10 protein-coding genes and 1 tRNA gene are annotated in these 14,544 nt (G+C 33.9%); 3 read left to right on the top strand and 8 right to left on the bottom strand.

What is annotated here, in order from left to right:
• The first annotated feature begins 1 nt into the window (after window position 1).
• Complete coding sequence (locus tag BMY33_RS13615; protein ID WP_091409503.1) at window positions 2–1,012, top strand: 4-hydroxyproline epimerase; 1,011 nt, start codon at window positions 2–4, stop codon at window positions 1,010–1,012.
• Window positions 1,013–1,037: 25 nt separating this feature from the next.
• Window positions 1,038–2,282, top strand: a complete 1,245-nt coding sequence (locus BMY33_RS13610; protein WP_091409501.1) for an NAD(P)/FAD-dependent oxidoreductase — start codon at window positions 1,038–1,040, stop codon at window positions 2,280–2,282.
• A 52-nt stretch (window positions 2,283–2,334) separates the two neighbouring features.
• On the opposite strand, the gene BMY33_RS13605 is transcribed toward BMY33_RS13610, so the two are convergent.
• From BMY33_RS13605 to BMY33_RS13585, 5 genes are all read right to left on the bottom strand, one after another.
• Window positions 2,335–3,438: a DUF4407 domain-containing protein gene (locus tag BMY33_RS13605; protein ID WP_091409499.1), complete on the bottom strand. Its 1,104-nt coding sequence runs from the start codon at window positions 3,436–3,438 to the stop codon at window positions 2,335–2,337.
• A gap of 128 nt (window positions 3,439–3,566) precedes the next feature.
• Window positions 3,567–5,627 carry a M56 family metallopeptidase gene (locus BMY33_RS13600; protein ID WP_091409496.1) on the bottom strand — a complete coding sequence of 687 codons (2,061 nt, stop codon included), beginning with the start codon at window positions 5,625–5,627 and terminating at the stop codon, window positions 3,567–3,569.
• Window positions 5,624–5,995, bottom strand: coding sequence for a BlaI/MecI/CopY family transcriptional regulator (locus BMY33_RS13595; protein WP_091409495.1), 372 nt, complete (start codon window positions 5,993–5,995; stop codon window positions 5,624–5,626). The genes BMY33_RS13600 and BMY33_RS13595 overlap by 4 nt, the downstream gene beginning before the upstream one ends.
• A 124-nt stretch (window positions 5,996–6,119) precedes the next feature.
• Window positions 6,120–6,737: a hypothetical protein gene (locus BMY33_RS13590; RefSeq protein WP_091409493.1), complete on the bottom strand. Its 618-nt coding sequence runs from the start codon at window positions 6,735–6,737 to the stop codon at window positions 6,120–6,122.
• Between the two features lie 28 nt (window positions 6,738–6,765).
• Window positions 6,766–8,154 carry a dipeptidase gene (locus BMY33_RS13585; protein WP_091409491.1) on the bottom strand — a complete coding sequence of 463 codons (1,389 nt, stop codon included), beginning with the start codon at window positions 8,152–8,154 and terminating at the stop codon, window positions 6,766–6,768.
• Between the two features lie 131 nt (window positions 8,155–8,285).
• On the opposite strand from BMY33_RS13585, the gene BMY33_RS13580 reads away from it, so the two are divergent.
• Window positions 8,286–8,367, top strand: a tRNA-Leu gene (locus BMY33_RS13580).
• 75 nt (window positions 8,368–8,442) lie between these two features.
• On the opposite strand, the gene BMY33_RS13575 is transcribed toward BMY33_RS13580, so the two are convergent.
• The 3 genes from BMY33_RS13575 to BMY33_RS13565 form a co-directional block, all read right to left on the bottom strand.
• Window positions 8,443–10,395, bottom strand: coding sequence for an OmpA family protein (locus BMY33_RS13575; protein ID WP_091409489.1), 1,953 nt, complete (start codon window positions 10,393–10,395; stop codon window positions 8,443–8,445).
• A gap of 13 nt (window positions 10,396–10,408) precedes the next feature.
• On the bottom strand, window positions 10,409–11,326 hold the full coding sequence (locus BMY33_RS13570; protein ID WP_091410300.1) for a PorP/SprF family type IX secretion system membrane protein: 918 nt from the start codon (window positions 11,324–11,326) through the stop codon (window positions 10,409–10,411).
• Between the two features lie 65 nt (window positions 11,327–11,391).
• Window positions 11,392–14,544 (bottom strand): T9SS type B sorting domain-containing protein (locus tag BMY33_RS13565; protein WP_139195659.1); only part of this gene is annotated, 3,153 nt, incomplete at its 5' end.

Raw genomic sequence — 14,544 nt, 5'->3', positions numbered from 1 at the left:
CATGTCCAAAACCATTTATAAATGTATCGACGCTCATACTTGTGGAAATCCGGTTAGGGTTGTTACTACAGGACATCCTGATCTTAAAGGAAATTCAATGAGTGAAAAACGCCAACATTTCCTGAAAGAATATGATTGGATAAGGACAGGATTAATGTTCGAACCTCGCGGTCATGATATGATGAGTGGTAGTTTTTTATTTGAACCAAACGATTCTTCAAATGATTTTGCAATATTATTTATTGAAACATCTGGTTGTTTACCTATGTGTGGTCATGGAACCATTGGAACGATTACTATTGCTATTGAAGAAGGTCTTATACATCCAAAAATTCCTGGAAAAATAAAGATGGAAGCTCCTGCCGGTTTAGTTGAAATAACATATAAACAATCTGGAAAAAAAGTAGAGTGGGTTCGCCTAAAAAATGTAAAATCCTATCTTGCTAATCAGGGTTTAACTATAGATTGCCCTGAACTTGGAGAAATCATTTTTGATGTGGCTTACGGAGGTAATTACTATGCAATTGTGGACCCACAGAAAAATTTTAGTGGAATACATAATTTTACCGCTTCTAAATTAGTTCAATATTCTCAGGTTATTAGAGATCGAATTAATAAAAAATATCCAAACACTTTTATTCATCCAGAAAACGAAACCATCAGAAATGTGAGTCATATTCTTTGGACGGGAGATCCTTTAGACCCTAACTCTTCAGGGAGAAATGCTGTTTTTTATGGCGACAAGGCCATAGATCGCTCTCCTTGTGGCACAGGAACCTCCGCAAGAATGGCCCAATTATATGCAAAAGGAAAACTAAAAAAGGGAGATGATTTTATACACGAAAGTTATATCGGTTCTAAATTTATTGGAAGAATAGAAGAGGAAACTGAGCTTGCCAATCAAAAAGCTATTATTCCTAGTATACAAGGATGGGCTAAAATATATGGATACAATACAATTAGTATCGATGATAAAGATGATCCATATGCACATGGTTTTCAAGTAATTTGATGTTTAATACTGATTTAATGAAAAAATGAAAGAAGTAGTCGTTATAGGGGGAGGAATTATAGGGCTTTGCTCTGCATATTATTTGCAAAAAGAAGGTCATAAAGTTACCGTTATAGATCAGTCTTCAATGGATTTCGGAGCTTCTTATGTGAACGCTGGATATCTTACACCTAGCCATATTATCCCATTAGCTGCACCAGGAGTAATGAAAAAAGGAATCCAATGGATGTTTAACTCAGCCAGTCCTTTATATATAAAACCTCGATTTAATACAGAATTTTTAAAATGGTCTTGGGCTTTCAACAAGTCTTGCTCTTCAGAAAATGTAGCTCGTAGTATTTCTGCCATTAAAGATATAAATCTATTAAGCAGAGATCTCTATTCTGAAATTAAAAAACAAGAACAGTTTAAATTCCATTTAGAACGAAAAGGATTATTAATGCTTTGTCAAACCGATTCAATGCTGGAAGAAGAAATCCGTGTAGGAGAAATTGCAAAAAAAGAAGGTCTACCAGTTAAAAGTCTTTCTCTTTCCGAATTAAAGCAAATAGAACCTAATGTACAGTTACAGGCTAAAGGTGCTATTTTGTACGAATGTGATGGACATACTACTCCTCATCTATTTATGGAAGAAATAAAAGAATTCCTTTTAAATAAAGGAGTTGTCTTTTCTAAAAATGAAAAAATTACTGACTTAACTATAGATAATGGAAAAATTACTGCCATTAAAAGCACAACTACAACATATTCTGCTGATGAATTTGTATTAGCAGCTGGTTCTTGGTCCAAAGTACTAAGTAAAAAACTAGGAATTAAACTATTGTTAGAAGCAGGTAAAGGATATCGGATCAATTCTGATAGAGATTTAGGTATTACTATGCCTACAATTCTAGCAGAGGCTAAAGTTGCTGTCACTCCGATGCAAGGATTTACTCGATTCGCTGGGACTATGGAAATTGCTGGCATTAATCATAACATTAACAAAGTACGGGTTGAGGCTATTGCCAACGCTGCTCATAAATACTACCCAGATATTACTCTTACTGATGATGAAAAGAACGATGCTGCTAGTGGTTTACGACCTGTCTCTCCCGATGGTATGGCTTATATTGGCAAATCTAGAAAATGTAAAAACCTAACCATTGGAACCGGACATGCAATGATGGGTTGGAGTATGGGACCAGCAACAGGAAAACTAATTTCTGAAATTATTTCTGATAAAAAGCCATCCTTAAATCTAGACGTATTTAACCCAGACCGACGATTTTAGAAACACCAGATAAACCCATATAGGTTTGTTTAGGACACTTCTATAAGATCTCTTATTGTAATATATCCGTTTGCTTTTTATAGAAGGCATCTTGTTGTTTCTGCATCAACTCTCTTGCAATTTTCTTTTTATATTGATACAATTCGTCCTCTTCGGCAATATCACCATATACTCTGTCATTAACCGTATGATCCGTAGCTAATAAAATTTTGCGCTGATCTGCTTTTTGCGCTGTCCAGGTTTTTATTTCACCCTCAACATCTTCAATTTTAAAATCATATTCTCCTCTAGGGGAAAGTAACTTTGCAAAAATTGGAGAAGTTTCAATAGCCAAAAACAATAAAAAGATAAAAAACGAAGGCAACCAAGGCAATTCATTAAGTGCATTGACTCTAGCCATTAATCCATCAAAATTATCAATTATTGGCTGAGAGTCTTGTACCTGTTTTTCATACTCCAATGCTAACTCCATTTTTTGCAATTCTAAATTTGCAATTTTATCTGTATTCGTTTTCTTAAGTGTTACCAATTCCGCTAATTGCGCATCGTGTTTTTCTCTTTTTTCTTTGTAAACAGGGCCTTTGCCAACTAGCTCTGTTCCTTTTCGACCTTCTGCTTCTGCAATATAAGTTTCGTACAAGCTATTTACCTCTGTTTCTTTGTCGCTAATATCTTGTTTCAGTTCTGCAATTTCAGTATCTAAACCTTCTAACATCGGAGTGTACTGTGTCGCTATTTGTTCTTGATTTGCTAAGGTTAAATCATTCTTTTGCTCTAAGAGGACTTGATCAATTTCCTTTTCAAAAATCTTTAATTCTAAAGGTTTTGAAATCACTACCGCAATAATCACAGCTAAAATAATTCTAGGAGATGCCTGTAGAAATTCATCTAGAAAACTATCTTTTTTCTTAATAGTAGATACTATGAATCGATCAAGATTAAAAATTAATAACCCCCATACCAATCCAAAGAAAACAGCAGTGAAATAATTATCAAATACTGTATATAATGCATAACTGGCCGCTAAAAATGCCATCAGCGCTGTAAAAAATACCGTTGCACCAATACCTGCGTATTTGTTTTGTTCTCCATTAGAGCTATCCGCCAATATATTAGCATCTGCACCGGAGCACATAATAAAAAATCTTTTTAACATAATCTAAGGGTGTATTTTGATTGACAATAGACTTATAACGCTGATTTCTAACTAAATGTTGCGCAAAAACCTCACCAAGGTGAGGTTTTAATTAATTTATTATGATTTCTAATAACTAAAGTTTATGATCAATCTTTAAGTTTCACTTTTGATTTACCATTTTTTGTAGATGCATCAATTGAAAGCTTGTTATTAGAATCCTCTACTAATTTAAGAGCTTCCTTTGCAGAAATTTGTTTCCCATTGTAATAAAAATCAGCATCATTTTTTGCCATTCTTTCTATTAGCTTATTAGGCGTATTGTTCTCTGCCATCCTCGCTGCTCGCTGCTCTGCTCTCATAGCGTTCATTTCTGCCCTACGCATTTTTTTTTCTGCTTCCATTTCAGCTTTTCGAGCATTCATTTCTGCTTTACGCATTGCTTTTCTTGCTTCCAGTTCTGCTTTTTGAGCATTTTTTCTGGCTTCCATTTCCGCCATTCTCATTTCCTTTTCAGCTTTACGAGCTTGTATTTCAGCTTTTTTTCTGGCTTTTACTTCTTTTAGTCTTGATTCTTGGGTCGCTTCCATTGCAATTACACGAGCATTTTCAGCTACTTGTCTAGCTTCTTCTTGACTAAGCATTGCTATTTCTTGTCCCATTCTGGATTCCTCTGCCCTAAGCATGGCTTCTTCTCTTCTAATTTCCGCTTTTTCTCTTGCAAGTTCTGCTCGCTCTCTCGCCAATTCCCTTTGTACTTGCGCCTTTAAAACCGATTTTTCCTCTTCTGTCCAATCTTCATCTTCTGATAACAAAATTTCTGCGTAACCATCCTCCGTCTTTACATTTTCTGATTTTGTGGATTTGTTATTCTTATATTCTTTCTCCTTAGGAGGAGGTGGTGGTGGAATATCACTCTTCTCCCCTTTCTTCACTTCTGGAGCTGGTGGAGGTGGTGGCGGTGGAATATTACTTTTTTCTCCCTTCATTACTTTTGGTGATTCTGGAACTGGAGGTGGCGGAGGTATATCAGGAAATTGCTCTGCTCCTTTACGCTGATCAGAAGTCATATTCTTATAGATATTTATCATACGATAAATATCACTCTGCTTGATATTAATCGGTTTGTTACCTTTAATCTTAGAATTTAAATCTTTTGCCCAGATATTATATTCTTTTACCATTTCCTCAGTCACTCCTTCCTGAAAACTATTCTCAAAAGTTTTAAGGGAAGCGTTTTTTTCATTCTTCTCATCTTTCAAAACAGTAATTGCCGGTTCTGTTTCAGGATCTGAATTTACTATATCTGGATATGTAATTTCATCAATTGATCTCACTACTTCTTTAGCTACTATTTCATTATTAAAAAATAGTATGCATAGTGATAAAACAGGTACTAAAGTGACTAGTTTTATCACCATTCTTTTCTTAGAAAATTCTTTTGTCATCATCTGTAATCGTTTTTTTGTTAATGAATAATTAATAGGACTCGATAATACAGCTTGATTAGAGCTGTTGGGGTAATTAAGGAGTAACTCAAAGTATTTTTGTATTGAAAATTGTTGTTTCAATACATTTTGATCCGCAAGGAACTCATGGTTTAACTTTATAGATTTTTTAATAAAAATAAATACTGGGTTAAACCAAAATATAACTTGTAGAGCTTCTACAAACAGTATGTCTAATGTATGTTTTTGTAATACATGTGTTTTTTCGTGAAGTAAAACTTCCTCTGGAATTTTTTTATCTCGAAACTCTTTCTTTGGAACGAAAATATAACTAAGAAATGTATGCGGAACAATTGAATTACTTAACAATACATTAATATGAGATTGTTCTTTTAGTCTTTCGTTAGTTCTAATTTTTTTAGAAATACTACCAATATTTCGGATAAATCGAATCCCAAAAATCAGCATTCCAATTCCATATAAACTCCATAAAATAATAGATGTATAATTTATAGATTCCTCTGCAACAACAATATTAGACTCTGTCAATAAAGGGGTTACCATTTCGGAAACTACTTCTTGTTCGGTAATCACTTCAACTTGATAAGTTAATGTAATTAGGGGTATTGTAAACGCAAAAATTATACTGAATAATAAATAAAATCTCTTTATAAAGTGAATATTTTCTTTTTCTAAAAATAATTTATAGAATGCCCATAAAAGCATCAAACAAAGAGATGATTTAACTATGTATGTTATCATTTTTGTTTCTTTAAAAGTTCTTGATCTACAATCTTTTTAAGCTCTTCTAACTCTGACGTCGATAGATTAGTTTCTGAGGTAAAAAATGAAGCAAACTGCGATGCAGAATCATTAAAAAAGTTCTTAATCAAACCATTAACATGTTTTGAGAAATAGTCCGTCTTTTTCACTAAAGGATAATATTCTCTTGATTTTCCATACAACGTATACTCTATAAAACCTTTATCCGTCATTCTTTTTAACAAGGTAGCAACTGTGGTTGTAGCTGGTTTTGGTTCTGGGAATGAATCTAGTAAATCTTTCATAAAAGCTTTTTCTAGTTTCCAGAGGTATTTCATTAATTGTTCTTCGGCTTTAGATAACTGCATTACTCTACATTATTAGAATTAACTCTACAAATGTAGAATAAAAATTTATATTTCCAAATATTTTTTTGACTAAAACTAAAAAAACCGCTCATTTAGAGCGGTTTAATCACAATATAATATCTTTTTAATTAGGCGTTAGATCCTTAAGTTCTCCTGAAAAAGTACCCTGAATACAATTATTTACATCCAGAACAAAAGAAAAATCAAAACATATTTTTGTAGTCGCATTCTCCTCTGAAACTCCCACAATTGCTCTAGCTAAAGTAATTGTAGCATCACAATCTAATCCATTTTGACTTGAAACACATCCTGATGTAAAATCACTTGCCAACGATAAGAATGAATCCGATGTTGGGTTTACAAAAACCCAAGGAATGTAAGTCCCCGTTTTGAAATCATCTGTCCCAAAAGAATAAAGAAAAAATGTTACCAAACTAGTAGCATCTTGGGTTAGAATATCTCCTTCATCATCAATTCTTAATTCTCCATCAGAAAGAATTATTTTTCTTAAAAAGTGAGAAACTCCATCTGTGCCAGCAAAATCTGATGGCCCCACATCAATAAATGCAGCATTAGTAAAAACAAGGTCTTCATATTCAGTATAATCACAAGAAATATTTGTTGTAAATTCTGACTGACAATCTGAAGAAATTATCTCTCTTTCATTATCATCAGAACCACCACATGAAAAACTTAACATTAATCCTACTAATAGCAAAAAACTAAAAAACTTTTTTATCATACTCTCTTTCTCTTTAATTATCAAAAAATTATTTATTTAACTCCGTAAAATATTTATAAAACAACGGAATGGTTTCTATACCCTTTAAGTAATTCCAAACACCAAAATGTTCATTAGGTGAATGAATCGCATCACTATCTAAACCAAATCCCATAAGAATCGTCTTACTCTTTAATTCTTTTTCGAATAGAGAAACAATCGGAATACTTCCTCCACTTCGCTGTGGAATAGGAGTTTTACCAAATGTATCTTGATACGCTTTGCTAGCTGCTTGATATCCTACACTATCTATTGGAGTTACATATCCTTGTCCTCCGTGATGCGGAGTAACTTTTACCGTTACCGATTCTGGTGCAATACTTTCGAAATGATTTTTAAACAACTCTGTAATTTCTTTCCAATCTTGATTGGGCACTAAACGCATCGAGATCTTAGCGTATGCTTTACTTGCAATAACCGTCTTAGCTCCTTCTCCAGTATATCCTCCCCAAATTCCATTTACATCTAATGTCGGACGAATTGAATTACGCTCGTTAGTTGTATATCCTTCTTCTCCATATACTGCATTAATATCTAATGATTTTTTATAAGCATCTAACGAGAAAGGTGCTTTTGCCATTTCTGCACGTTCTTCTGTAGAAAGGTTTTCTACCTTATCATAAAAACCTGGGATTGTTATATGATTATCCTCATCGTGTAATGAAGCTATCATTTTAGTCAAAATGTTAATTGGATTTGCTACCGCTCCTCCATACAATCCACTATGTAAATCTCTGTTGGGGCCTGTAACCTCTACCTCGACATAACTTAAGCCTCTTAATCCTGTAGTAATCGATGGAACATCTTTTGCGATCATACCCGTATCACTAATAAGAATCACATCATTCGACAATTTTTCTTGATTTCTTTCTACAAACCATCCAAGACTATTACTTCCCACCTCTTCTTCTCCTTCGATCATAAACTTAACGTTACATGGAAGTTGATCTGTCTTAGTCATGATTTCCATTGCCTTAACGTGCATGTACATCTGTCCTTTATCATCACAAGAACCTCTGGCAAAGATTGCACCTTCTGGATGTAATTCGGTTTTTTTAATTACTGGCTCGAATGGTGGACTATCCCAAAGATCAATTGGATCTGGTGGTTGTACATCATAGTGACCATATACTAAAACGGTAGGAAGATCCGGATTTATAATCTTCTCTCCATAGACAATTGGGTACCCTGGAGTTTCACATATTTCTACAAGATCGCATCCTGCATTTTCCAGACTCTTCTTAATTTCATCTGCAGTCCTAATAACATCATTTTTATATGCAGAATCTGCACTAATAGATGGTATTTTAAGTAATTCAAGAAGCTCGTTGATGAAACGCTCTTTATGTTCCTGAACGTAAGATTTAGTGTTTTGCATTGGATTGAGTTAATTTTGTCTAAAAGTACTAAAAGTTTATATTTTTTTTACTGAGACTTTTTATTTTAAAAGTATTGTTTATATTTGCACTCGCTTTTACAAATAGTCCTAAGTTTTGTAAAGGTTTTAATGCGGGCGTGGTGGAATTGGTAGACACGCTAGACTTAGGATCTAGTGCCGTGAGGTGTGGGAGTTCGAGTCTCCCCGCCCGCACTGCAAAAGAGCCGAATCATATGATTCGGCTCTTTTTATTTTATTTATTTTTTACAATTGTAATTTTGGACCAAATCACATTTTAGTAATAATAAATTCTGACCTTCTATTAAGTTGATGATCTGCTTCTGAACAAGGATTTTCATTACCACAATTATTAATCAACTGTGTTTCTCCATAACCAATTGCACTTTCTATTCGACTAGATTCAATTCCTTGTGAAATAATATATTCTCTTGTTGATTTAGCCCTTCGATCTGATAAAGCAAGATTATAATCATCCGGTGATCTGGAATCTGTATGTGATTCAATTTTGATAACCATATTAGGATACTGAGTCATTAATAAAACAATTTTATTAAGTTCTATGGCCGCATCATTTCTTATAAAAGATTTATCTAAATCAAAATATATTATTCCTATCTTAATTTTGAGTAATCCATTTTCTTCTACAATTAGTTCACTTACAGTATCAAGCCCCAATGGCACTTCTGTTTTACCTGTCTGTCTAGCTGTTTTAAATTCTTTATCATTCGCGCTATAACCTTGTTTCTGGGCAATGACTTTATATTTTTCATCACAATCAATTGGAGTAACAAAATTATAATCTCCATTTACATCTGTGATAGTTTCTTGTATTTGTTCTCCACCGCTAGAAAACAAAGCTACTTTAACATTCGTAATTCGTTCACCAGTTTTATTGTTGGAAACATACCCATAGACGTTTTGAACACATTTTTCTACAGGAATCCTTTCAAATGAATAGATATCATCATCTCCTTTTCCTTGTTTTCTATTAGAACAAACAAATCCAGTATTTTTATCTTCTCTTATTATAAATCCAAAATCATCTAATTTACTATTAAGTGGAGATCCTAAATTTACTGGGGTTTCAAAATAATTGTTAACCACATAATTAGATTCAAAAACATCTAATCCTCCAAGTCCTAAATGTCCATCTGAAGCGAAATACAACCTCTCTTCTGTTATATAAGGGAACATTTCTCTACCATATGTATTAATCTGATTTCCTAGATTTCTAGGTTTAGAATATTCATCATTATCTAATATATCAACTACGAATACATCAGTTGCTCCTATTGAACCGGGCATATCAGAAACGAAATACAATTGTTTCCCATCTGGACTAACTGCTGGGTGTCCTACAGAATAATCCTCTCCGTTAAAAGGTAATTCTTTGATATCCGTCCATATTTGATTTCCTTTTCTATCTTCTTCTAAAATTGCACTATAGAGTTTAAGGTGATTAATACCTTCTTCGTCTCTTCCTAAATCTCCATCGAAGTTGTTACGGGTAAAATAAACCTTGTTATTATCTACAGAAAAAGAAACAGTTGCTTCGTGATATTTCGTGTTTATCGTTTCAGAAAAATTCTCTGATTTTATAACATCATTTTCTAAGGTATTCATTTTACCCAAATACAAATTAAGAAAAGGTTGCTCATTCCATCTGTATTTTCTTTCATGATAATAAGAAGAATCTATTGCAGAGGCATACACTAAACTATCTCTATAATACATTGGTCCAAAATCTGAATACTCCGTATTTATAGAGAGATTTCTAAGAACAAACTGCGGTTCTATATCTAAAATATCTTCTATAGTAACTTCTTCTTGTGCATATTTGGCGGCACGAGGATCATTAGTTTTCGTTTTATTAGCAAATTTTTTCATCCACTTCTTTGCTAATTTATATTCTCCTAAACCCTCTAAAGAATGGGCATACCTGAAAATATATTCTGGATTAACTTCATTTGGATACTCAGATATTAATTTATCATACCATTTAAAAGCATTCTCCATATCAGTATTAAAGTAATAAGCATCTCCTGCTTTTTGTAATACTTCGATCGAATTATCTCCTTCATCAATAACCGTTTCATATTCCTTAGCGGCCTGTATGTACCACATTTTAGAAAATAAATCATCCGCTCGTTTATACTTTTTCTGAGCCGAAATTGTAATTGAAAAAATCAATAAAATATGTATAGTAATAATTCTTTTCATTATTGAGTACTTTTTAGAAGAATCTAGGTGACTTTAATCTCTTTTCTGCTGATATCAATTCAAAACGTATCATAATCTCGTGACTACCTGTTGTAAACTGTTGTAACTCGGTAGTAGTATAATCATATGCATACCCTATTAACAATCCTGGGGAAACTTGAAACCCCGCAAGACCACTAAATGAATCATCCCAACGATAGGCTGCTCCTAATCTAAATTTATCATAAAACATAAAATTAGCTGATAAATCGACTATTAAAGGAGCTCCTACAACATGTTTTAACAAAAATGCAGGTTTAAATTTGGTATTTGCATTGATATCAAATACCAATCCTCCTATTAAGAAAAAATGTAATCGTTCTGAGGCTAATGATTGTTGAATATCATCATAATGTTGATCTGTAAAGAAATTTGGAATAGATATTCCTAAATAACTTTTTTCACCATGAAGATATAATCCAGCTCCAACAGTGGGCAAAAACCTATTATTGATGTTTTGTTGAAACAATACATCTGGGTTTTGAGATTGACCTCTTGTCCAATCTAGACTAAAGAGTCTTCCTCCTCCTTTAACTCCAAAAGATAATTTATGGGTTTGAGAAGCTTGAATGGTATAAGAAAAATTCAAATCAACATAAAACTCATCAGAAGGGCCTATTTGATCGTTTACAATAGACAACCCTAGGCCCACCTTTTTTCCAATAGGTGAATCTACTGTTAAGGTTTGCGTTCTTGGCGCCCCATCAATACCTACCCATTGAGAACGATGAATCCCTGTAACACTAAGATTTCCTCGAGATCCTGCGTAAGCGGAATTCACACTCATCGTATTATACATATACTGCGTAAATTGTGGATCTTGCTGAGCATACATACCTAATGATACAAATACTATTAGAATCCCTATATTTTTTCTGATATCAATATTCATTGTCTTTATCAAATTTTTCGAAAGTATATTTTCTCTTTTACTATTCTTTTTCATCGGTAGAATTTTTATCTATTGATATATAACCATCCAGCTTTCGGCTCATTACCATCTCCTAAATCAAGAATATAGTAATAGGTTCCTACTGGAAGTTTATCCTCCGTATATAAAACGGCTCTACCGTTTGAAGTTCCATCAAATGTATTATCATATCCATCTTTTTGATATACGATATTCCCCCATCTATTATATATAGTCAGTTTATTGTTTGGATATCTATCTATACAATCGATATAGAATTGATCATTTACACCATCATTATTTGGTGAAAACTCATTAAACACAGTCAAACAAATAGTTTCAATTGTAACTTGATCTTCATCATTATCAGGGTCCCCATCAACTTGATCTAAGGAGATTAAAGAAGCAATATTCAGATAGTCTTCTATATCTAACACTTCTACTGTGATTTCGAGTGTCTCAGAATCATTGCCTGGAACTAATGGAATATTCCATATCCCTGAAACTTCACTGTAAACTCCAGAGGTAGCCGTAAACGATTCAAACTCATATCCAGTAGGTAACTGATCTAATATTTCTACTGTAGTAGCATCCAAAGAACCTAGATTATTAGCGGTAATTGTAAAAGTTATGATATCACCTATTGCAGGGTTTCCATTACTAACCGTTTTGATAACTTGTATATCTGCTACAGGTGTCTCAATAAATGCATTGTCTTCATCATCCTCGCTTTGATCTCCATCATCATTATTAGGATCACTATTAGGATCAAACTGATCACTCGCGGTAATCTGAGCAATATTAATATACTCTCCATCTTCTAATGTTGGCATATTAACGGTTGCCTCGTATGTTAATGTTAATCCAGCAGTTGTTATAGTTAAACCTGACCAATCAATAATATTACCTGTTAATAAACCTCCGTTACTAATATTGGAAATATTACTATAACCAATAGGTAATATATCCTGAGCACCGACTCCTGTTGCTGTATCGGGTCCAGTATTATCTATTTGTAATGTAAACGTAACAACCTCACCAACATTGGCGTTTACATTACTAACTGACTTGGTAAGACTCAGATCTGCTTGCTCTACAAATACCTGAATATTATCTTGGTCATCCTCTGTAATATCATCATTACCTGGCACACTATTAGGGTCCAATTGATCACTCGCAGTAATCTCTGCCTCATTAATATATTCATCAGAAGTTCCAGAAGGAGTATTTACCAATACATCTATAAATAATGTTTGTGTACTTCCATTCGGCACTGTACCAACATTCCAGATTCCTGTAACTTCATCATATGTCCCAGACGTCGCACTAAAAAGTATAAAATCAAATCCAGGTGGTAATTGATCTACTACTTCAACATTCGTAGCTACATCTGGACCGTTATTAGTTACAGTTATTTGGAAAGTGATCTCATCACCAACATTTGGTGTAATATCATCGTCTACGACTGTTTTTTCTAATGACAAATCAGCAATCGCATCTACAGGAGTAATCAATTGATTATCCTCATCATCTTCGCTCTGATCTCCATCATCGTTACCTGGTCCAGAATCAGGATCTGTTACATCTGATGCAGAAACTTCTGCTACATTTAAATAATCTCCTGTGGCATTCACTAATACATCAATTAACAATGTTTCTGATGTTCCACTAGCGATATTACCTACATTCCAAATTCCTGTATTCTCATCATAACTTCCGGTTGAAGAACTAAAGAGTACAAAATCAAATCCTGAAGGTAGTAGATCTAATATTTCAACACCTGTTGCATCTTGTGGACCATCATTAGTTACCGTTATTTGGAACGTAATTTCTGTTCCAACCAACGGCATTGTATCTCCATCAACAACAGTTTTTGCTAAAGATAAATCAGCTATAGACTCTACTGGAATAACAATCTCACTGTCTTCATCATCTTCGCTTTGATCTCCATCATCATTATTAGGACTCGAATCTAGATCTAAAATATCTGATGCAGTAACTTGCGCTATATTTAGATAATCTCCTGTAGCATTTACTAATACATCTATCAATAATGTTTCTGATGTTCCATTAGCAATATTACCTACTGTCCAAATTCCAGTGTTTTGATCATATCCTCCTACTGTAGAACTAAACAAAACAAAATCATATCCAGATGGAAGCAAGTCGGTTACTTCTATACCTGTTGCATCCTGTGGACCATCATTAGTTACCGTTATTTGGAACGTAATCTCAGAACTTATTAGCGGAGTTGTATCTCCATCGACCACAACTTTAGTAAGCGACAAATCAGAAACTGATTCTATTGGAGTAACAATTGCATTATCTTCATCATCTTCATCTTGATCACCATCATCATTATTCGGAACAGAGTCCATATCAAAAACATCTGAAGCAGTAACTTCTGTAATATTTAAATAATCTCCGGCGGCATTTACTAATACATCTATCAATAATGTTTCTGATGTTCCACTAGCAATATTACCTACTGTCCAAACTCCGGTGTTTTCATCATAATCACCGACAGTAGAACTGAATAATATAAAGTCATACCCAGATGGTAGTAAATCTGTTACTTCAACACCTGTTGCATCTTGTGGTCCGTCATTGAATACTCTGATTTGGAAAGTTATTTCTGAACCAATTAATGGTGTTGTATCTCCATCTACTACTACTTTGGTTAAGGATAAATCAGCTTGTGCTGGAGGAATCGTAATACTATCCTCATCATCATCGGCTATACCATCGCCATTATCATCAACGGTATCATCTGCCGTAGGATCACTATCTGGATCAAACTGATCACTATCCGTGATCTGAGCAGCATTCGTATATTCTCCTGCAGCTCCGGTTGGTGCATTCACTGTAGCTGTATAAGTTAAAGTAATACTACCATTATTAGAAGGGATACTCAATCCACTCCAATTCGCAGTGTTGTTCGGAAGATCTGGAGTACCACCGTTATTAACAGCTACTAACGTAAACCCTATTGGTAATACATCTTCTACTGAAACTCCCGTAGCAGCATCTGGACCTGCATTACTAACCACTAAACTAAAAGTTACTGTATCGCCAACATTTGGACTGCTATTATCAATACTCTTTGTTATACTTAAATCCGATGATTGAATAACCACAACAGCAGTATCCTCATCATCATCAGCAATACCATCACCATTATCATCAACTGTACTATCTGA

Source organism: Aquimarina amphilecti (assembly GCF_900109375.1).
GTDB classification, from domain to species: domain Bacteria; phylum Bacteroidota; class Bacteroidia; order Flavobacteriales; family Flavobacteriaceae; genus Aquimarina; species Aquimarina amphilecti.
The sequence above is the reverse complement of the archived record's forward strand: the minus strand, read 5'-3'. Positions and strand labels throughout refer to the sequence as shown.